The organism is Streptomyces sp. NPDC087859, assembly GCF_044742595.1.
Lineage (GTDB): Bacteria > Actinomycetota > Actinomycetes > Streptomycetales > Streptomycetaceae > Streptomyces > Streptomyces canus_F.
Genome location: NZ_JBIUUU010000007.1, coordinates 146,400 through 166,221 on the forward strand (window position 1 = coordinate 146,400; position 19,822 = coordinate 166,221).

19 protein-coding genes are annotated in these 19,822 nt (G+C 69.9%); 2 read left to right on the forward strand and 17 right to left on the reverse strand.

Going from position 1 to position 19,822, the window contains the following annotated elements; genetic code table 11:
* Positions 1 to 3 precede the first annotated feature (3 nt).
* Both hisS and ACIOHP_RS18360 read right to left on the reverse strand, forming a co-directional pair.
* Positions 4 to 1,266 (reverse strand): histidine--tRNA ligase, encoded by a 1,263-nt coding sequence (gene hisS / locus ACIOHP_RS18355; RefSeq protein WP_361557884.1) that lies wholly within the window; start codon positions 1,264 to 1,266, stop codon positions 4 to 6.
* 11 nt (positions 1,267 to 1,277) lie between these two features.
* Positions 1,278 to 1,991 (reverse strand): MBL fold metallo-hydrolase, encoded by a 714-nt coding sequence (locus tag ACIOHP_RS18360; protein WP_401888603.1) that lies wholly within the window; start codon positions 1,989 to 1,991, stop codon positions 1,278 to 1,280.
* A gap of 180 nt (positions 1,992 to 2,171) precedes the next feature.
* On the opposite strand from ACIOHP_RS18360, the gene ACIOHP_RS18365 reads away from it, so the two are divergent.
* Both ACIOHP_RS18365 and ACIOHP_RS18370 read left to right on the forward strand, forming a co-directional pair.
* Entirely contained in the window at positions 2,172 to 2,987 is an 816-nt protein-coding gene (locus ACIOHP_RS18365; RefSeq protein ID WP_361557874.1) for a peptidylprolyl isomerase, read from the forward strand.
* Between the two features lie 135 nt (positions 2,988 to 3,122).
* A complete protein-coding gene (locus tag ACIOHP_RS18370; protein WP_361557871.1) occupies positions 3,123 to 4,352 on the forward strand; it encodes a DUF349 domain-containing protein in 1,230 nt (409 codons plus the stop codon).
* A 74-nt stretch (positions 4,353 to 4,426) separates the two neighbouring features.
* On the opposite strand, the gene ACIOHP_RS18375 is transcribed toward ACIOHP_RS18370, so the two are convergent.
* The 15 genes from ACIOHP_RS18375 to pgsA form a co-directional block, all read right to left on the reverse strand.
* Positions 4,427 to 6,961, reverse strand: coding sequence for a RelA/SpoT family protein (locus ACIOHP_RS18375; protein WP_361487249.1), 2,535 nt, complete (start codon positions 6,959 to 6,961; stop codon positions 4,427 to 4,429).
* Between the two features lie 235 nt (positions 6,962 to 7,196).
* Positions 7,197 to 7,736, reverse strand: coding sequence for an adenine phosphoribosyltransferase (locus ACIOHP_RS18380; protein ID WP_401888608.1), 540 nt, complete (start codon positions 7,734 to 7,736; stop codon positions 7,197 to 7,199).
* On the reverse strand, positions 7,733 to 8,842 hold the full coding sequence (secF, locus tag ACIOHP_RS18385; RefSeq protein WP_401888611.1) for a protein translocase subunit SecF: 1,110 nt from the start codon (positions 8,840 to 8,842) through the stop codon (positions 7,733 to 7,735). Before secF ends, ACIOHP_RS18380 begins: the two co-directional genes overlap by 4 nt.
* A gap of 2 nt (positions 8,843 to 8,844) precedes the next feature.
* Positions 8,845 to 10,605, reverse strand: coding sequence for a protein translocase subunit SecD (secD, locus tag ACIOHP_RS18390; protein WP_401888613.1), 1,761 nt, complete (start codon positions 10,603 to 10,605; stop codon positions 8,845 to 8,847).
* A 132-nt stretch (positions 10,606 to 10,737) separates the two neighbouring features.
* Positions 10,738 to 11,241 carry a preprotein translocase subunit YajC gene (gene yajC / locus ACIOHP_RS18395; protein WP_361487240.1) on the reverse strand — a complete coding sequence of 168 codons (504 nt, stop codon included), beginning with the start codon at positions 11,239 to 11,241 and terminating at the stop codon, positions 10,738 to 10,740.
* Positions 11,242 to 11,415: 174 nt separating this feature from the next.
* Positions 11,416 to 12,486, reverse strand: coding sequence for a Holliday junction branch migration DNA helicase RuvB (gene ruvB, locus ACIOHP_RS18400; protein ID WP_361487238.1), 1,071 nt, complete (start codon positions 12,484 to 12,486; stop codon positions 11,416 to 11,418).
* 10 nt (positions 12,487 to 12,496) lie between these two features.
* Entirely contained in the window at positions 12,497 to 13,102 is a 606-nt protein-coding gene (gene ruvA / locus ACIOHP_RS18405) for a Holliday junction branch migration protein RuvA (protein WP_307033232.1), read from the reverse strand.
* A complete protein-coding gene (gene ruvC, locus ACIOHP_RS18410; protein WP_361487235.1) occupies positions 13,099 to 13,638 on the reverse strand; it encodes a crossover junction endodeoxyribonuclease RuvC in 540 nt (179 codons plus the stop codon). The genes ruvA and ruvC overlap by 4 nt, the downstream gene beginning before the upstream one ends.
* A gap of 202 nt (positions 13,639 to 13,840) precedes the next feature.
* Positions 13,841 to 14,593, reverse strand: a complete 753-nt coding sequence (locus tag ACIOHP_RS18415; RefSeq protein WP_266833215.1) for a YebC/PmpR family DNA-binding transcriptional regulator — start codon at positions 14,591 to 14,593, stop codon at positions 13,841 to 13,843.
* 49 nt (positions 14,594 to 14,642) lie between these two features.
* Positions 14,643 to 15,254 (reverse strand): pyridoxal 5'-phosphate synthase glutaminase subunit PdxT, encoded by a 612-nt coding sequence (pdxT, locus tag ACIOHP_RS18420; RefSeq protein WP_401888619.1) that lies wholly within the window; start codon positions 15,252 to 15,254, stop codon positions 14,643 to 14,645.
* Positions 15,255 to 15,261: 7 nt separating this feature from the next.
* A complete protein-coding gene (gene pdxS, locus ACIOHP_RS18425; protein WP_266894972.1) occupies positions 15,262 to 16,167 on the reverse strand; it encodes a pyridoxal 5'-phosphate synthase lyase subunit PdxS in 906 nt (301 codons plus the stop codon).
* A 116-nt stretch (positions 16,168 to 16,283) separates the two neighbouring features.
* On the reverse strand, positions 16,284 to 16,826 hold the full coding sequence (locus tag ACIOHP_RS18430) for a hypothetical protein (RefSeq protein ID WP_327715915.1): 543 nt from the start codon (positions 16,824 to 16,826) through the stop codon (positions 16,284 to 16,286).
* A 44-nt stretch (positions 16,827 to 16,870) separates the two neighbouring features.
* Entirely contained in the window at positions 16,871 to 18,040 is a 1,170-nt protein-coding gene (locus tag ACIOHP_RS18435; RefSeq protein ID WP_361557849.1) for a glycosyltransferase family 4 protein, read from the reverse strand.
* Positions 18,037 to 18,945 (reverse strand): phosphatidylinositol mannoside acyltransferase, encoded by a 909-nt coding sequence (locus ACIOHP_RS18440; RefSeq protein WP_401888622.1) that lies wholly within the window; start codon positions 18,943 to 18,945, stop codon positions 18,037 to 18,039. Before ACIOHP_RS18440 ends, ACIOHP_RS18435 begins: the two co-directional genes overlap by 4 nt.
* Positions 18,942 to 19,670 (reverse strand): phosphatidylinositol phosphate synthase, encoded by a 729-nt coding sequence (gene pgsA / locus ACIOHP_RS18445; protein ID WP_361487553.1) that lies wholly within the window; start codon positions 19,668 to 19,670, stop codon positions 18,942 to 18,944. The genes ACIOHP_RS18440 and pgsA overlap by 4 nt, the downstream gene beginning before the upstream one ends.
* Positions 19,671 to 19,822 lie beyond the last annotated feature (152 nt).

Here is a 19,822-nt window from a genome sequence, read left to right on the forward strand (position 1 = left end):
CCATCAGCCGAGCCTTGCCTCCAGCTCCGCCACGATCTCGTTCACGCCGATCGCCGTCTGCTCACCGGACTCCATGTCCTTGAGCTGGACGACGCCCTCGGCGAGGTCGCGTTCGCCGGCGACGACCGTGTAGCGGGCGCCGCTGCGGTTGGCGTTCTTCATGGCGCCCTTGAGGCCCTTGGCCCCGTAGGAGAAGTCCGCCGCGATGCCCACCTTGCGCAGCTCGGTGACCTTCGCGAAGAGGATCCGACGGGCCTCCTCGCCCAGCGGGACCGCGAAGACACTGGTCGTGGAGGGGAGTTCGAGCTCGACGCCCTCCGCCTCCAGCGCCAGCACCGTGCGGTCGACGCCCAGCGCCCAGCCCACCGACGGCAGCGCGGGGCCGCCGATCATCTCGGACAGGCCGTCGTAACGGCCGCCGCCGCCCACCGCGGACTGGGAGCCCAGGCCGTCGTGGACGAACTCGAAGGTCGTACGGGTGTAGTAGTCCAGACCGCGCACCAGCCTGGGGTCGTCCTCGAAGGCGACGCCCGCCGCGGTGATCAGCTCGCGGACCTCCTCGTGGTAGGCCTTGCAGGCGTCGCAGAGGTAGTCGCGCAGCAGCGGGGCGTCGCCGAGCTGCTTCTGGACCGCCTCGCGCTTGTCGTCCAGGACACGCAGCGGGTTGATCTCCGCGCGGCGCAGGGTCTCCTCGTCGAGGTCGAGCCCCCGGAGGAAGTTCTGCAGCGCCTCCCGGTACACCGGGCGGCACTCCTTGTCGCCCAGGCTGTTGAGGAGGATGCGGAAGTCGCGCAGCCCCAGCGAGCGGTACGCCTGGTCGGCCAGGATGATCAGCTCGGCGTCCAGCGCCGGGTCCTCGGCACCGATCGCCTCGGCGCCCACCTGGGAGAAGTGGCGGTACCGGCCCTTCTGCGGACGCTCGTAGCGGTAGTACGAGCCGGAGTACCAGAGCTTGACGGGGAGGTTGCCCGCCTTGTGGAGGTTGGCCTCCAGCGCCGCGCGCAGCACGGAAGCCGTGCCCTCGGGGCGCAGGGCGAGCCTGTCGCCGCCCTTGGTCTCGAAGGCGTACATCTCCTTGGTCACGATGTCGGTGGACTCACCGACACCGCGCGCGAACAGCTCGACGCTCTCGAAACCGGGCGTCTCGATGTAGCCGTAGCCGGAGTTGCGCAGCGGAGCCGCGATCGCCTCGCGCACCGCGAGGAACTTCGCGCTGTCCGGCGGGATGAGGTCGTACGTGCCCTTGGGGGCCTTGAAGGTGCTCACGGAAAGTCTCGTCACATTCCTCGTCGGGGAGCGTCGACATGCGCTCCCGGGCCGGCGGCGGCCACCTGCCGCAGATACGGGTTGGTGGCACGCTCACGGCCGATGGTCGTGTGCTCCTTGTGGCCGGGGAGCACCACGGTCGAGTCGTCGAGAGGCAGGACCACGCGGGCCAGGGACTCGAGCATGTCGTCCATGGAGCCACCGGGAAAATCGGTGCGTCCGATGGAGCCGGCGAACAGCAGGTCGCCCGAGAAGAGAAGCGGAGGAATGTCCGCCGCCTCGGGCATGCCGAAGGTCACCGACCCCCTGGTATGGCCGGGCGCGTGCGCCACGGTGAGCTCCAGTCCCGCCAGTTCCAGCTTCACGCCGTCGGTCAGCTCCTTGACGTCGTCCGGCTCCCCCACGGTCAGCTCGCCCATGAGCGGCATCCCGATGGAGCGGCCGAGCGCCTTCTCCGGGTCGCTCATCATGAAGCGGTCCTCGGGGTGGATCCACGCGGGTACGTCATGCGCACCGCACACCGGAACGACCGAGGCCACATGGTCGATGTGGCCATGGGTGAGGACGACGGCGACGGGCTTGAGCCGATGCTTCTTCAGTGCCTCTTCGACTCCCTGGGCGGCCTGATGGCCCGGGTCGATGATCACGCACTCCTCACCGGCGGCGGGGGCGACGAGATAACAGTTCGTCCCCCAGGCCCCGGCGGGGAACCCGGCAATGAGCACGATCGTCCTTCGTTGTGTCGATAAGGGTGGGCTTAAAAAGCGGCTGCGCCTGTGGTCAGAGCCTACCGGCGCTGCCGTTTCCTCAGCGAACCCATATACGGTACGGGGCACACGCACGCGGTCGGCTCACAAGACGCAGGCGTCCCAGCAGACATACGAGACGCATGAGGAGAGAACCCGGTGGTCACCCAGGAACAGCGGAAGCGGCAGCTCGCCCGGGAGAAGTTCTTGCGGCAGCAGCAGCGGCGCACGGCCGCGCGGCGCAAGGCCCGCATGCGCAACTCCGTGATCGCGTCGGTGCTCGGCGTGATCCTGGTGGGCAGTCTGGCGCTCTATACGTCGGACGTCCTCAAGGGCGACGACGACAAGTCCGACGCCGCCGCGGCCACGCCGTCGCCGACGCCCAGCGCGATCGCCGACCCGTGCAAGAAGCCGGCGGAGGGCAAGGTCAAGACGGCGACCTGGAAGAAGGAGCCGTCGCTGACGATCGACAAGTCGGCGAAGTACACGATGAAGCTGGCGACGACGTGCGGTGACATAGACATCGCGCTCAAGACGAAGGCGGCCCCGCACACCGTCAACTCGTTCGACTTCCTCGCGGCCAAGGGCTACTTCGACCACACCAAGTGCCACCGGCTCACCACCAACGGCATCTACGTGCTCCAGTGCGGCGACCCGACGGGCAGCGGCAGCGGTGGTCCCGGCTACACGATCCCGGACGAGAACCTGAAGGACAAAAGCCTCAAGGACAACGTCTACCCGGCGGGCACCATCGCGATGGCGAACACCGGCAAGGCGCACACCGGAGGCAGCCAGTTCTTCCTCGTCTACCAGGACAGTCAGCTGCCGCCGAGCTACACGCCCTTCGGCACCGTCTCCGAGTCCGGTATGACGGTCCTGAAGAAGATCGCGGCCGCGGGTGAGAGCACCGGAGCGGGTGACGGCGCTCCCAACGCGACGGTCGTGATCAACAAGGCGACTGTCACCAAATCCTGACCCCCAACAGCCAAATTTCGGTCGCGCGGGATGCGGACAGGCAACCCGCCGGTCGCCTATGTTGGCCGTGACGAAACTGTGGACGATGCCCGGGGGTGCTGAAGCCTCATGCAGGCATCATGTGGAGGAGGCGCTGTGAGCAGCGACCCGTGGGGCCGCGTCGACGAGACGGGGACCGTGTACGTGCGTACGGCCGACGGCGAGCAGGTCGTCGGTTCCTGGCAGGCCGGCTCCCCTGAGGAGGCGTTGGCCTACTTCGAGCGCAAGTACGAGGGCCTGGTTGTCGAGATCGGCCTCCTCGAGAAGCGAGTGAAGACCACCGATCTGTCGGCGAAGGACGCGCAGGTCGCCATCGACCACATTCGCGAGCAGGTGGACGCGCACCACGCGGTCGGTGACCTGGACGCCCTCAAGGTGCGTCTGGACAAGCTCGTGGAGACGGTCGAGAAGCGTCGCGAGGAGCGCAAGCAGCAGCGCGCCAAGCAGTCCGACGAGGCCCGTCACTCCAAGGAGGCGCTGGTCGTCGAGGCGGAGGAGCTGGCGCAGTCCGACCAGTGGCGGGCGGCCGGTGAGCGGCTGCGGGCCCTGGTGGACACCTGGAAGGGTCTGCCGCGGCTGGACCGCAAGTCCGACGACGAGCTGTGGCACCGCTTCTCGCACGCCCGCTCGGCGTTCTCCAAGCGGCGCAAGGCCCACTTCGCCTCGCTCGACGCACAGCGCGAGGAGGCCCGTAAGACCAAGGAACGGCTGGTCTCCGAGGCCGAGGCGCTGTCCGGCTCCACCGACTGGGGTCCGACGGCCGCCCGCTACCGCGAGCTGATGGCGGAGTGGAAGGCCGCGGGCCGTGCCCAGCGCGAGCACGAGGACGACCTGTGGAACCGCTTCCGCGGCGCCCAGGACGTCTTCTTCGCCGCTCGCAGCTCGGTCTTCGCCGAGCGCGACGCCGAGCAGACGGAGAACCTGAAGCTCAAGGAGGAGCTGGCCGGCGAGGCCGAGAAGATCCTCCCGGTCACCGACCTCAAGACGGCGCGGTCCGCGTTCCGCCAGATCAACGAGCGCTGGGAGGCCATCGGCCACGTCCCGCGCGACGCGCGTCCCAAGGTCGAGGGCCGGATGCACGCCGTCGAGCGGGCCATCCAGGAGGCCGAGGAGACCGAGTGGCGCCGGACGAACCCGGAGGCACGCGCGCGTGCCGAGGGTCTCACCGGCCAGCTCCAGGACGCCGTGGCCAAGCTCCAGCGCCAGATCGAGCAGGCCCGTGCCCAGGGAAACAACGCCCGCGCCGACAAGCTCGAGCGTGAGCTGGAGGGCCGCCAGGCGCTTCTGGACCAGGCGCTGAAGGGTCTGCAGGAGTTCGGCGGCTGAGAGGCCGCGGTTAGGCTGCTACGACGAGAAGGGGCCCCGTACCTCGTGTACGGGGCCCCTCCTCGTGCTCTGCCCTACGCCCGGGCGCGCGCCGACGTCACGCGGTAGACGTCGTAGACGCCCTCCACTCCGCGTACCGCCTTCAGGACGTGGCCGAGGTGCTTCGGGTCGCCCATCTCGAAGGTGAAGCGAGAGGTGGCGACGCGGTCGCGGGAGGTCTGGACGGCCGCCGAGAGGATGTTGACGTGCTGGTCGGACAGGACGCGGGTGACGTCGGAGAGGAGCCGGGAGCGGTCCAGGGCCTCGACCTGGATGGCGACCAGGAAGACCGAGGACTGGGTGGGCGCCCACTCGACCTCGAGGATGCGCTCGGGCTCGCGGGACAGTGACTCCACGTTCACACAGTCGCTGCGGTGAACCGATACGCCGCTACCGCGTGTGACGAAACCGATGATGGGGTCGCCGGGTACGGGGGTGCAGCACCGGGCGAGCTTGACCCACACGTCGTCGACGCCCTTGACCACGACGCCGGGGTCGGCGCTGGAACGGCGCTTGCGGCCACGGCCGCGGGACGGCGGGACCGACTCGTCGATCTCCTCGGTGGCCGCCTCCTCGCCGCCGAGCGCGGAGACCAGCTTCTGCACGACGTTCTGCGCGGAGACATGGCCCTCGCCGATCGCCGCGTACAGCGCGGAGATGTCGGGGTAGCGCATCTCGTGGGCGAGCGTCACGAGGGAGTCGCCGGTCAGGATGCGCTGGATCGGCAGGTTCTGCTTGCGCATCGCGCGGACGATGGCGTCCTTGCCCTGCTCGATCGCCTCGTCGCGGCGCTCCTTGGAGAACCAGGCCCGGATCTTGTTGCGGGCCCGCGGGGACTTGACGAACCCGAGCCAGTCGCGGGACGGCCCCGCGCCGGCCGCCTTGGAGGTGAAGACCTCCACCAAGTCGCCGTTGTCCAGGGTGGATTCGAGCGGTACGAGGCGGCCGTTGACCCTCGCCCCTATGGTGCGGTGGCCGACCTCGGTGTGGACCGCGTACGAGAAGTCCACGGGTGTCGCGCCGGCGGGCAGCGCTATCACGTCGCCCTTGGGGGTGAAGACGAAGACCTCGTTGCGCGACAGGTCGAAGCGCAGGGACTCCAGGAACTCTCCGGGGTCCTCGGTCTCCTTCTGCCAGTCGAGCAACTGGCGCAGCCACGCCATGTCGTTGAGGTGGTCGTCCTTGCCGGTGGTCCTCGGCTGGTCCGAACGCACCTTGGAGGTCCCGGCGACGGCCTCCTGCTTGTACTTCCAGTGCGCGGCGATGCCGTACTCGGCGCGGCGGTGCATGTCGAAGGTGCGGATCTGGAGCTCGACGGGCTTGCCGTTGGGGCCGATGACCGTGGTGTGCAGCGACTGGTACATGTTGAACTTGGGCATCGCGATGTAGTCCTTGAACCGCCCCGGAACCGGGTTCCAGCGGGCGTGGACGGTGCCCAGGGCCGCGTAGCAGTCCCGGACCGTGTCCACGAGGACGCGGATGCCCACCAGGTCGTAGATCTCCGCGAAGTCACGGCCGCGGACGATCATCTTCTGGTAGACGCTGTAGTAGTGCTTGGGGCGGCCGGTGACGGTCGCCTTGATGCGGGCCGCGCGCAGGTCCTGCTGCACCTCGTCGGTCACTATGGCGAGGTACTCGTCGCGCTTGGGGGCGCGCTCGGCAACGAGGCGGACGATCTCGTCGTACATCTTGGGGTAGAGGATCGCGAAGGCGAGGTCCTCCAGTTCCCACTTGATGGTGTTCATGCCCAGGCGGTGGGCGAGCGGCGCGTAGATCTCGAGGGTCTCGCGCGCCTTCTTCTCCTGCTTCTCGCGCTTGAGATAGCGCATGGTGCGCATGTTGTGCAGGCGGTCGGCGAGCTTGATGACCAGGACGCGCGGGTCCTTGGCCATGGCGACGACCATCTTGCGCACGGTCTCGGCCTGGGCGGCCTCGCCGAACTTGACCTTGTCGAGCTTGGTGACGCCGTCGACGAGCAGGGCGACCGAGTCGCCGAAGTCGCGGCGGAGCTGGTCAAGGCCGTACTCGGTGTCCTCGACGGTGTCGTGGAGGAGGCCCGCCATGAGGGTGGCGGGGTCCATGCCGAGCTCGGCGAGGATGGTGGTCACCGCGAGGGGGTGCGTGATGTACGGGTCGCCGCTCTTGCGCTTCTGGCCGCGGTGCCAGCGCTCGGCCACCTGGTAGGCGGTCTCGATCTTGCGGAGGATCGAGGTCTCGATCTTCGGGTCGTTGCTGCGCACTATCCGCAGCAGCGGCTCCAGGACCGGGTTGTACGGGTTGGAGCGCTGGACTCCGAGGCGGGCGAGACGGGCGCGGACGCGGTTGGAGGAGCCGGAGCGGGCGGGCTGGCCGGCCGGTGGGCGGACCGCGGCGGGCGTGGACGCGGGCGCGGGGCGCTCGGGCGTGGCCGGCTTGGGACGCGGCTGCTCGGCCGACTTGTCGACGGGCGCGGACTGGGCGTGCTCGACCGAGCCCTGCGCGGCGTTCTTCGCGCTCGGCGCGGGCGTGGCCGCGGCGCCTGCCGAAGGCTCGGGCTTGGCGGCGGTCAGTGGCTGGGCCTCGTCTGGCAAGAGGACTCCTCGTGCGCGATCCGGGTCCCCCGATCAGGCTCCGGAGACCCCATGGTAGCGATCCTGCGGCTCGGGATCGCCTTCAGGCCGATGTGAGGACCGTCTACCGGTGAAACGCGAGGGGCTGCCGCCGGCATTCCGGAGCGGGCTCGGAGCCTCTGTGGAGCGCGAAAAGGCCGCCCCGGATCAACCGGGACGGCCGTTTCGTGAGACTTGGAGCACTGTGTTGTGGGCCTCAGACCACCAGCAGCGCTTCCAGTGGAGCGCCCTCCAGGGCCGACTCCAGGCGGGGGCGGCCCTGGAGGAAGCCGAGTTCCATCAGGACCGCGAGGCCCGCGACCTGGGCGCCGGCCCTGCGGATCAGCTGGATCGCGGCCTCGGCGGTGCCGCCGGTGGCCAGGACGTCGTCGACGATCAGGACGCGGTCGTCGGCCGACAGGTCCTCGGCGTGCACCTCGATCTCCGCGGAGCCGTACTCCAGGTCGTACGCCTGGCCGAGGGTGGCTCCGGGGAGCTTGCCCGCCTTGCGTACGGGGATGAAGCCGAGGCCCGCGCGGACGGCCACCGGGGCGCCGAGGATGAAGCCGCGGGCCTCCAGGCCGACGACCTTGGTCGCGTCGGTGCGCTCGGCGATCTCCGCGAGCGCGTCGGTCAGCGCGGTGAACGCCGCCGGGTCCGCCAGGAGCGGGGTGATGTCCTTGAACATCACCCCCGGCTCCGGGTAGTCGGCCACGTCACGGATGCGGCTGAACAGCAGTTCCTTGATGTCGGTCATCGCCGCTTCCCCGAGGGTCGGCCGCGGCCCCGGGTACGCGAGGCGGGCTGGGTGCGCGGGCCGACGACCGCGTGGGCGTCCTCCGGCTCGTCACCGTACGCGTCCTCGCCGCGGGCCTCCGCCTGCTCCCCCTCGGCGCCGGCCTGGGCGCGCTTGGCCAGGACCCGCTTCCTGAGGGACTTCATCTGCGGCTCGAGCTCCTTGAGGTCCGCCACGAGCGGCGTCGCGATGAAGATCGAGGAGTACGCACCGGCGGCGAGGCCGACGAACAGCGACAGCGAGATGTCGTTGAGCGTGCCCGCGCCGAGGAAGCCGCCACCGATGAACAGCAGGCCCGCGACCGGCAGCAGCGCGACCACCGTGGTGTTGATGGAGCGGACCAGGGTGCTGTTGATCGAGCGGTTGGCGATGTCGCTGTAGGTCCAGCGGGTCTGCTTGGTGATGTCCTTCGTCTGCTCCTTGAGGGAGTCGAAGACGACCACCGTGTCGTAGAGCGAGTAACCGAGAATGGTCAGCAGACCGATCACCGTGCCCGGCGTGACCTCGAAGCCGACGAGGGCGTAGATGCCGACGGTGATGGTGATGTCGTGGATCAGTGCGACGAGCGCCGCGATGGCCATGCGCCACTCGAAGGCGATCGCCAGATAGATCACCACCAGGACCATGAAGATCGCCAGACCCTGCCAGGCCTTGTTCGCGATCTGGTCGCCCCAGCTGGGACCGACGAGGTCGGCGGCGATCTTCTCCGGGTCGACCTTGAAGTCCTCGGCGAGCTGGTTCTTGATCTGGTCGGACTGCGTGGTGTCCATGCCGGCGATCTGGATGCGCAGCGTGCCGTTGCCCAGCTTCTGCACGACGGCGTCGTGGCCGGAGGCCTCTTCCGCGTACTCCTGGGCCTGGGAGACCGAGATGCTGGTCTTCTCGGTGGTGAAGACCGCGCCGCCCTGGAAGTCGATGCCCATGTTCAGGCCGCGCACCGCCAGGCCGACGATGGCCGTGATGGTGATCAGGATCGAGATGCCGTACCAGAGCTTGCGGTGGCCGACGAAGTCGTAACTGATCTCGCCACGGTGCAGTCGGGCGCCGAGGTTGCCGAGTTTCGACATGCTCACGCCTCCTTCGTCTCAACGGGGGCGGGACGGCGGGTGCGGCGCAGCGGCGCCTTGGCACCCAGGCTCTTCGGATCGAGGCCGGACCACTTGTTGCCGCTCGCGAAGAACGGGCGGCGGGCCAGCAGCGTCATCAGCGGCTTGGTGAAGAAGAAGACCACGACGACGTCGAGGACGGTGGTCAGACCCAGCGTGAACGCGAAGCCCTGGACCTTGCCGACGGTGACGATGAACAGCACCGCCGCGGCGAGGAACGACACGAAGTCGGAGACCAGGATGGTGCGCCGGGCACGCGGCCAGGCCCGCTCGACGGCGGGGCGCAGGGAGCGGCCCTCACGGATCTCGTCACGGATGCGTTCGAAGTACACGATGAACGAGTCCGCGGTGATACCGATGGCGACGATGGCACCGCACACGGCCGGCAGGTTCAGCGCGAACCCGATGGCCGGGCCGAGCAGCGCCATGAGCACATAGGTGAGGATGCCGGAGACCAGCAGCGAGGCGATCGCGACCATCGACAGACCGCGGTAGTAGAACACCAGGTACACGATGACCAGCGCGAGGCCGATCGCACCGGCGAGCAGACCCGCGTGCAGCTGGTCGGTGCCGAGGGCGGCGGTCACCGTGGTCACGCTCTGCTCCTGGAAGGAGAGCGGGAGCGCGCCGTACGACAGCATGTTGGCGAGGCTCTGGGCCTCCTCCTGCGTGAAGCTGCCGGAGATCTGGGCCTGGCCGCCGGTGATGGACTGGCTGACGGTCGGGCTGGAGACGACCTGGCCGTCGAGGACGATGCCGAACTCGTTCTGCGGCTGGGTGTTCTGGGCGAGCTGGCCGGTGATGTCGGCGAACTTCTTGGCGCCGCTCTTGTTGAAGTCCATCGTGACCTGCCAGCCGGCGGCGGTCTGCGTGTCGTAGACGGCCTTGGCCTCGTCGACCTCGGTGCCGGCCACGGCGGCCGGGCCGAGCAGGTACTTGTACCAGACGCCCCCGATCTCGCCGCAGCCCACGGTCGCGTCCTCGGGCTTCACGCCGTCGCCGGCCTTGTTGCGCTGGGCCTGCTTGGAGCAGTCGAGCGCGGTGTACGCCGCCTGGAGCTTGGCTTCGGCGGCGGTGGGGGCGCTCGCGGAGGCCGACGGGCTCGCGGGGGCGGAGGGCGAGGCGGAGGCGGACCCCGACGGGGTCGGGTCGGCCTTCAGCGCGTCGGAGGCGGCACGGCCCTGCGTGGTGGCGGAGGCCGACGGGGAGCTCGACGAGGTCGCCTTCTCACCCGTGGTGGCCGACTCGCTCGTGGAGGGGCTCGGCGAGGCGCTGGAGGAACCGCTGGAGGACGCGCTCGGCGAGGGCTGCGCGGCGGCTCCGGTGGCCTCCTGGGCCAGCACCGGACGGAAGTACAGCTTCGCGGTGGTGCCGACCTGGTCCCGGGCTTCCTTGGAGTTGGTGCCCTTGGGGATGTTCACGATGATGTTGCGGTCGCCCTGGGTCTGCACCTCCGCCTCGGAGACGCCCAGGCCATTGACACGGCGGTTCATGATGTCGACCGCGGTGTCCATGTTGGCCTTGTTGAGCGCGGACCCTTGGTCGGCCTTCGCCTCCAGCGTGATGCTGGTACCGCCGGCGAGGTCGATGCCGAGACGCGGCGTGGTGTGACCGGAGAGGAACATCCCTCCGGTGAGCGCCACGATGGCGATCAGGATGAGGGCCAGCGAGCGCCCTGGCTTGCTCTGGGCACTCGAGCTCCGGCCCCTCTTGGGTGCTGCCACCTTCTCGTACTCCCTCTCGGGCCGCCTCGCGCCGGGTCATCGGGCGGGCGGCCATGACATGGTGTCGGGATCCCCTGCGAGCTGCGTACGTCCGAGGGCGCGCAGGCCTGGCCCGCGCGCCCAGAGGTACGGCTACTTCGCGTCGGAGTCGCCGTCGGTCTTCTTCGGCACGTCGTCCGTCTTCGCCTCGGCGGCCTCGGCGGCCGGCTCGGCCTCGTCGGCGGGCTCGTCCTTCTTGCCGAGGTCGACGGACTTGTCGTCGTCGGAGGCGGCGGCAGCTTCGTCGGCGGACTCGTCGGTCTCGGTGAGGGAGGAGGCGTCGTCCGGGACGACGTCGGTCTTCAGGTCGTGCTCGACACCGTGGACGATCCGGTTGTACTCGTCGTCCGTGAGGACGGCACCGATCGCGTTCTTCGCGAAGAGGAGCTCAACGCCCGGCCCCGCGTCGACGAGGATGGTGTCGTCGTTGACCTCCTTGACCGTGGCGTACATGCCCCCGATGGTGCGGATGCCACTGCCGGGCTGCATCTGGTTCCGCATGTCGGCGGCCTGCTGCTGCTTCTTCTTCGCCGACCGGGTCATCAGGAACATGGCCCCGATGAGCACGACGAACGGGAGGAGGGTCACGAGACTCACGGGTCGGTACTTCCTTCACGTGACCGCGATGGTGAGCGGCCTGATGGTTGGGGGTGTGCGCGCCGCCGGCAAAGGCGGCATCGGCGGAGTCTAAGCGAGTCCGCGTGCAGGGAACAACGCCCAGCATGGCACCCGGGTTCCTGGCCCGGCCAATCCCGCACCGTCACAAAGACATCACGTCCCGAACAGGTCCTGTTGTCCGTTTCCGGTGGCCGCCGAGCGGGGCGGAGTGAGGCCCAGGTGCGCCCATGCGGCGGGAGTGGCGACGCGACCACGCGGTGTGCGGGCCAGCAGACCCTCCCGGACGAGGAAGGGTTCGGCGACCTCCTCGACGGTCTCGCGCTCCTCCCCCACCGCGACCGCGAGGGTGGACAGACCGACGGGGCCGCCGCCGAACAGCTTGAGCAGGGCCTCCAGGACTCCGCGGTCCAGGCGGTCGAGGCCGCGGGCGTCGACCTCGTAGACCTTCAGCGCGGCCGCCGCGATGTCACGGGTGATGAACCCGTCCGCTTTGACCTGGGCGTAGTCGCGCACCCGGCGCAGCAGACGGTTGGCGATACGGGGCGTGCCGCGGGAGCGGCCGGCGATCTCGGCGGCGCCGTCGGTGTCGATCTCGACGTCGAGGAGGTTCGCGGAGCGGTGGATGACGCGCTCCAGCTCGGCGGGCTCGTAGAACTCCATGTGCGCGGTGAAGCCGAAGCGGTCGCGCAGCGGGGGCGGCAGCAGGCCCGCGCGCGTGGTGGCGCCGACCAGGGTGAACGGGGGCAGTTCGAGGGGGATGGCGGTGGCGCCCGGCCCCTTGCCGACGATCACGTCGACGCGGAAGTCCTCCATCGCCATGTACAGCATCTCCTCGGCGGGCCGGGACATGCGGTGGATCTCGTCGAGGAAGAGGACCTCGCCCTCCTGGAGCGAGGAGAGGATCGCGGCCAGGTCGCCGGCGTGCTGGATGGCGGGGCCCGAGGTGATGCGGATGGGGGCGCCCATCTCGGCCGCGATGATCATCGAGAGGGTGGTCTTGCCCAGGCCGGGGGCGCCGGAGAGCAGCACGTGGTCGGCGGTGGCGCCTCGCGCGCGTGCGGCGCGCAGGACGAGGTCGAGCTGCTCGCGGACCTTCTCCTGGCCGATGAACTCGCCCAGGTCCTTGGGGCGCAGGGCGGCCTCCACGGCCTGGTCCTCGCGGTCGGCGACAGAGTCCACCAGCCGCTCGGGGGCGGTCGCGTCGGTGGTGTCGTCCCAGTTCACTGACGTTCTCCTAGCGGGCGCGGTTCAGGGTCTGCAGGGCGGCCTTCAGCAGTTGGCCGACCTGCGGGGTGCCTCCGGCGGCCTCGGCCTGGGGGGCCACGGCGGACACGGCCTCGTCGGCCTCGCGGGTCGCGTAGCCGAGGCCGATCAGGGCCGCGTGCAGCTGGTCGCGCCAGCCCTGGGTGACCGGGGAGCCGACGGCGGGGGCGCCGATGGGCTCGCCCAGGCGGTCCTTCAGCTCCAGGAGCAGCTTCTGGGCGCCCTTCTTGCCGATGCCGGGGACGGCGATCAGCGCCTTCTCGTCGCCCGTGGCCACCGCCCTGCGCAGGGTGTCCGGAGCGTGCACGGCCAGCATCGCCTGGGCCAGGCGGGGGCCGACGCCGCTCGCGGTCTGGAGCAGTTCGAAGACCTGGCGTTCGTCGTCGTCGACGAAGCCGTACAGGGTCAGCGAGTCCTCCCGTACGACGAGGGAGGTGGCGAGCTTGGCCGGCTTGCCCAGGCGGAGCGTGGACAGGGTGTTGGGCGTGCACTGCACGGCCATGCCGACACCGCCGACCTCGACGACGGCGGCGTCGGGGGCGAGTGCGGCGATCGTGCCGCTCACGAAGGCGATCATGCCGTACGGCCTTTCGTTGCGTTGGCTGCGTGCAGGGCGACCGCCTGCTGGAGCCTGTTCTGTGCGGGGGCGCGCCAGATGTGGCAGATGGCGAGCGCGAGGGCGTCGGCGGCGTCGGCGGGCTTGGGCGGCGCGTCGAGCCGGAGCAGGCGGGTGACCATGGCGCCGACCTGGGCCTTGTCGGCGCGGCCGCTGCCGGTGACGGCGGCCTTGACCTCGCTGGGGGTGTGCAGGGCGACGGGGATGCCGCGGCGGGCGGCGCAGAGCATGGCGACGGCGCTGGCCTGGGCGGTGCCCATCACGGTCCGTACGTTGTGCTGGCTGAACACCCGCTCCACGGCGACGAATTCGGGCCGGTGCTCGTCGAGCCACTGCTCGATGCCCTGCTCGATGGCGACGAGCCGGTGCCCCAACTCGGCGTCGGCGGGCGTGCGTACGACGCCGACGCCGACCATGGTGAGCGGTCGGCCCGCGACCCCCTCGACGACACCGACACCGCACCGCGTCAGTCCGGGGTCCACCCCGAGTACACGCACCGCGCCCCTCCCCTCTTTGCGGCTGAACCGCCGCCGCTCTCGCGGACGTGGCTGAGCGCCGTCGGGGTTCCTCCATTGATGGTTGCGGCCCGTGGACGGCGATCTTTGACTCTCGTCAGGCTATCCGCTGCCACCGACAATGGCGGCGGGCCGGTGGGACGTGTCCCACCGGCCCGCCGAAACGGCTCGACTCGCGGCAGCGCTACGCGTCGACCTTCTCCATGACCTCGTCGCTGACGTCGAAGTTGGCGAAGACGTTCTGCACGTCGTCGCTGTCCTCGAGAGCGTCGATCAGCTTGAAGATCTTCCGGGCGCCTTCCTCGTCGAGCTCGACCTGCATGGTCGGGACGAAGTTGGCGTCGGCGGAGTCGTAGTCGATCCCGGCGTCCTGGAGGGCGGTACGGACGGCGACCAGGTCGGTGGCCTCGGAGAGGATCTCGAAGGACTCACCGAGGTCGTTGACCTCCTCGGCACCCGCGTCCAGGACGGCTCCCAGGACGTCGTCCTCGGTCAGCTCGCCCTTGGGGACGATCACGACGCCCTTGCGGTTGAAGAGGTACGAGACGGAGCCCGGGTCGGCCATCGAACCGCCGTTGCGGGTCATGGCGACACGCACGTCGGAGGCGGCGCGGTTGCGGTTGTCGGTGAGGCACTCGATGAGGACCGCGACACCGTTCGGGCCGTAACCCTCGTACATGATCGTCTCGTAGTCGGCGCCACCGGCCTCGAGACCGGCGCCGCGCTTGACCGCGGAGTCGATGTTCTTGTTCGGGACCGAGCTCTTCTTGGCCTTCTGAATGGCGTCGAACAGCGTCGGATTGCCGGACACATCGGCGCCGCCGGTGCGGGCCGCGACCTCGATGTTCTTGATCATCTTCGCGAAGAGCTTGCCGCGCTTGGCGTCGATCACGGCCTTCTTGTGCTTCGTCGTAGCCCATTTAGAGTGGCCGGACATCTGCCTGTCTCCTTCGCGTAACCCATCCAAACAACGAACCCCAGAGATCCTACAAGGACTCCGCCGCCCGGTTCGCGCGCACCATGTCGACGAACAGGGCGTGCACGCGGTGGTCGCCGGTCAGCTCCGGGTGGAACGACGTGGCGAGCGCGTTGCCCTGGCGGACCGCGACGATGTGGCCGTCGTGCTCGGCGAGCACCTCGGTCTCGGCGCCCACGGACTCGACCCAGGGGGCACGGATGAAGACGCCCTCCACAGCATCGCCGTCAACGCCCTCGACGTCGACCGTCGCTTCGAAGGACTCGTTCTGCCGGCCGAAGGCGTTGCGGCGCACGATCATGTCGATGCCGCCGATTGTCTCCTGGCCCGAGCGCGGGTCGAGGATCTTGTCGGCCAGCATGATCATGCCCGCGCAGGTGCCGTAGACAGGCATTCCGGCACGCACGCGTGCGCGGAGCGGCTCCATGACGCCGAACAGGACGGCCAGTTTGGAGATGGTCGTGGACTCACCGCCGGGGATCACCAGGCCGTCGATCTCGGCGAGTTCCTCGGGGCGCCTGACCGGCCTGGCCACGGCGTCCGCCGCGGCCAGGGCGATGAGGTGCTCCCGTACGTCGCCCTGGAGAGCCAGGACGCCGATGACAGGTGCTTCGTTCGACATGGGGCGGTTACCAGCCGCGGTTGGCGTAGCGCTCGGCCTCGGGGAGGGTGTCGCAGTTGATGCCGACCATGGCCTCGCCCAGGTTGCGGGACGCGTCCGCGATGATCTTCGGGTCGTCGTAGAAGGTGGTGGCCTTCACGATGGCGGCGGCGCGCTTGGCCGGGTCGCCGGACTTGAAGATGCCGGAGCCGACGAAGACGCCCTCGGCGCCGAGCTGGCGCATCAGGGCGGCGTCGGCGGGGGTGGCGACGCCACCGGCGGAGAAGAGGACCACCGGGAGCTTGCCGAGCTCGGAGACTTCCTTGACGAGCTCGTACGGGGCGCGCAGCTCCTTGGCGGCGGCGTACAGCTCGTTGTTGTCGTAGCCGCGCAGACGGGCGATCTCGTTCTTGATCTGGCGCAGGTGACGGACGGCCTCGACGACGTTGCCGGTGCCGGCCTCGCCCTTGGAGCGGATCATGGCCGCGCCTTCGGCGATACGGCGCAGGGCCTCACCGAGGTTGGTGGCGCCGCAGACGAAGGGGGTCGTGAAGGCCCACTTGTCGGAGTGGTTGACCTCGTCGGCCGGGGTGAGGACCTCGGACTCGTCGATGTAGTCGACGCCGAGCGACTGCAGGACCTGGGCCTCGACGAAGTGGCCGATGCGGGACTTGGCCATCACGGGGATGGAGACCGCCTCGATGATCTCCTCGATCATGGTGGGGTCCGACATCCGGGCCACGCCGCCGTCCTTGCGGATGTCGGCGGGGACCCGCTCCAGGGCCATGACGGCCACGGCGCCGGCGTCCTCGGCGATCTTCGCCTGCTCGGCGTTGACCACGTCCATGATCACGCCGCCCTTGAGCTGCTCGGCCATGCCGCGCTTCACACGGGCGGTGCCGGTCTCGGGGGCCTGGTTCTCGGTGAGGGACACGGATTGACCTCGCTGATGTGAAAAGAGGATTTCTGCAGTACCGAGGAAACGTGAACAGAGCAGTCCACAGCAAGGGCCAATGAGGAGGCGGTGGATCGTTTTGCGAGCGGGCGCGGCTACGCGGCCCGGTCCACCAGGGCCACAGGAGGCTCGTCGTCCATCTCGAACGCCAGCGGGAACGGGGCGTGACCCGCCAGCCGGAACCAGCGGACCTTGCGGTGGCGCCGCAGGGCACGGGCGGCCCGTACGGAGTCGTTGTGGAAGCGCCGGGCCATCGGCACCCGGCGCACCGCCTCGGTCAGCTCTCGGACGGCTTCCACTCCCCCGGGCGCCTCCCGCACCGTCTCCACCTGCGGTGTCTCCGCGAAGACGGCCCGCAGGGCCTGGGTCAGCTCGCTCTCGGCGACCTCCCGTTGCTCCTCCTCGGCCTGCCGCGCGGCGTGCGCCGCCTCGTAGAGCACGATCGAGGCGGCCGGGTCGAGGACACCGGAGGTCGCCAGTTCCTGGGCCACCGAGGCGCGCCGCAGCAGCTGCGCGTCCAGCGCGGCCCGGGAGGCGTCGATCCGGGCGTGCAGCCGGTCCAGTCGTCCTGCGGTCCAGCTCAAGTAGAGGCCGATCGCGATCAGGGCGACGAGGGTCCAGATGAGGGTTGGGGTCACGGGCGCAAAGGTTACCGACGTACGGCCCCGGTCCTACGCGCCCCTCAGTCCCGCGCCAGCCCGAACCGCGAGAACAGGCTCGTGGTGCGGTCGTCGTCGGCCGCCGCCACCGCGGCCGCGCCGGCCGTCACCGTCTCGTACACCGACAGGATGTCCGCGCCGACCGTCGACCAGTCGAACCGCCGTACGTGGGCGCTCCCGCGCTCCCGCAGTTCGGCCCGCCGCTCCGGATCGGCCAGCAGCCGCAGCGCCGCGTCGGCCAGTGCGTCGGCGTCCTCGTTGGCGAAGAGTTCGCCCGCCGCGCCCTGGTCGAGCACCTGGGCGAAGGCGTCCAGGTCCGAGGCGAGGACCGGGGCGCCGGCCGACATCGCCTCGACCAGGATGATCCCGAAGCTCTCGCCGCCGGTGTTGGGGGCAACGTACAGGTCGACGCTGCGCAGGAAGCGCGCCTTGTCCTCGTCGCTGACCATGCCGAGGAACTCCACGCGCGAGCGGAGTTCGGCGGGCAGGTTCTCCACGGCCTCCTCCTCGTCACCGCGCCCGGCCACCAGGAGCCGGGTCTGCGGGCGCTCGGCGAGGATCTTCGGCAGGGCCTTCATCAGCACCGGCAGGCCCTTGCGGGGCTCGTCGATGCGCCCGACGAAGCCGAGGGTGTCGCCCTGCCACTCGGGGTTGGGCTCGGCCTTGGCGAAGAAGTCGACGTCGACGCCGTTCGGGATGACGACCGCGTCCCCGCCGAGGTGCTCCACCAGCGTGCGGCGGGCGTACTCGCTCACCGCGATGCGCGCGCTGATCTTCTCCAGGGCCGCCTGGAGGATCGAGTACGCGGCGATCATGGCCTTGGAACGCGGGTTCGAGGTGTGGAAGGTCGCGACGAGCGGACCCTGCGCCGCCCAGCAGGCCAGCAGGCCGAGCGACGGCGAGGACGGCTCGTGGATGTGGACGACGTCGAACTCGCCGTCGTGCAGCCAGCGGCGTACCCGCGCGGCGCTGAGGAAGCCGAAGTTCAGCCGGGCCACCGAGCCGTTGTACGGCACGGGCACCGCGCGGCCCGCCGAGACGACGTAGGGCGGCAGCGGGGTGTCGTCGTCGGCCGGGGCCAGGACGGACACCTCGTGGCCGAGGCGGATGAAGTACTCGGCGAGATCGCGGATGTGGAACTGGACGCCGCCCGGCACGTCCCAGGAGTACGGGCAGACGATGCCGATCCTCACGAGGGCCCCTTACTGGGGTCGAGATCCTTGAGCCACAACCGCTGCAGCATGTGCCAGTCCTCCGGATGGTCGGCGATCCCCGAGGCGAAGGCATCGGCCAGCGCCTGTGCCATGACAGACGTCTTCTCGGCGCGGGTACCTGTCCCGGGCACCTCGACCGGGGGGTGCACCCTGCCCCGCATGACGGGCGAGTCGTCGTACCAGAGCGTCACCGGCAGCAGCAGCGCGCCGGTCTGCTGGGCGAGGAGCGCCGGGCCCGCGGGGATCCGGGTCGCCTCGCCGAAGAACTGGACCTCGACGCCGGAGGAGGACAGGTCGCGCTCGGCGACCAGACAGACCAGACCGCCGTCGCGCAGCCGCCGGGCCAGGGTGCCGAAGGCGGTGCCGCCTGTGTGCGGCAGGACCTCCATGCCGAGGCCCTCGCGATAGGCGACGAACCGGTCGTACAGCGTCTCCGGTTTGAGCCGTTCCGCGACGGTGGTGAACGGCGTCTCCAGCTGGGTGGTGACCCAGGCGCCGGCGAGGTCCCAGTTGGCCATGTGCGGCAGCGCCAGGACGACACCACGGCCGGAGGCGAGGCCCTCGGTCAGGTGATGCAGGTCCTTGGGGTCGAAGCCGCCCCTGATGCGCTCCTTGCTCCAGGCGGGCAGCCGGAAGGACTCCATCCAGTAGCGCAGATACGAGCGCATGCCCGCACGGGACAGCTCGGCGAGGCGCTCAGGGGTCGCGTCGGGCACCACGCGCGCGTAGTTGCTCTCCAGCCGCCGCACGCCCTTGCCGCGCTGCTTCCAGGCGAGATCGGCGATGGTCCGGCCGAGGCGTACGGCGACCGGCTCGGGGAGCTTCTTCACCGCTCCCCAGCCGAGGCCGTACAGCGCGTCGGTCAGCCGGTCCTGGGCACTCACTTCGCCGCCTCGCTCCCCTGGGTCTCCTGCGGGGTGGCCGCGTCCGCCTCCGCCGCCTCGCGACGGACCGTGACGACGCGCTGGATCAGCGTGACGAGGCTGCCGACGGCGACGATCCACAGGGCGACCGGCAGCAGGTACTGGATGCCCGGCACACCGAACGCGTGCAGACCCGCGAGACCGGCCGCGACCAGCGAGATCACCAGCCGCTCGGCCCGCTCGACGAGACCGTTGACGGCGACCGGCAGACCGATCGACTCGCCCCGGGCCTTGGTGTACGACACCACCTGGCCGCTCGCCAGACAGAAGATCGAGACCGCGCACAGGACGAGGTCGTCGCCGCCACCGGCGTACCAGAGGATGAAGCCGCCGAAGATCGCGCCGTCGGCGACCCGGTCAAGGGTGGAGTCCAGGAAGGCGCCCCAGCGGCTGGAACGGCCGAGCTGGCGGGCCATGTTGCCGTCGACCAGGTCCGAGAACACGAACAGCGTGATCACGATCGTGCCCCAGAAGAACTCGCCCATGGGGAAGAAGACCAGCGCCCCCGCGACCACCCCCGCGGTGCCGAGCAGCGTCACCGTGTCAGGGCTGACGCCCCTTCTGATGAGAAATGAGGCGAACGGCGTGAGGACACGCGTGAAGAATGCACGCGCGTACTTGTTCAGCATGGCCTTCCCGAGGGTCGGTGTGGCCGCGCGGCCCCTGCTGGCCACCGGCTGGCCCATCGTAGCCACGCGCGCGCATGTGCGAACGCCGGGCACTCGCGGCCCGTGTCACGGCCGCATGGCATACGGGTAACGGCGCGATCGCGTCCGCCGTATGGACGCACCGTGACCGGAGTGGAAAGCTCGAAGAACCGCGGGCGTCACCGGAGCCG

What these genes read in the sequence shown, in the direction of transcription:
- pgsA (WP_361487553.1), bottom strand. Translation starts at nt 19,670, where the DNA reads ATGGGCCAGCCGGTGGCCAGCAGGGGCCGCGCGGCCACACCGACCCTC.
- ACIOHP_RS18415 (WP_266833215.1), bottom strand. Translation starts at nt 14,593, where the DNA reads ATGTCCGGCCACTCTAAATGGGCTACGACGAAGCACAAGAAGGCCGTG.
- pdxT (WP_401888619.1), bottom strand. Translation starts at nt 15,254, where the DNA reads ATGTCGAACGAAGCACCTGTCATCGGCGTCCTGGCTCTCCAGGGCGAC.
- ruvA (WP_307033232.1), bottom strand. Translation starts at nt 13,102, where the DNA reads ATGATCGCCTTCGTGAGCGGCACGATCGCCGCACTCGCCCCCGACGCC.
- ACIOHP_RS18380 (WP_401888608.1), bottom strand. Translation starts at nt 7,736, where the DNA reads ATGACCGACATCAAGGAACTGCTGTTCAGCCGCATCCGTGACGTGGCC.
- secF (WP_401888611.1), bottom strand. Translation starts at nt 8,842, where the DNA reads ATGTCGAAACTCGGCAACCTCGGCGCCCGACTGCACCGTGGCGAGATC.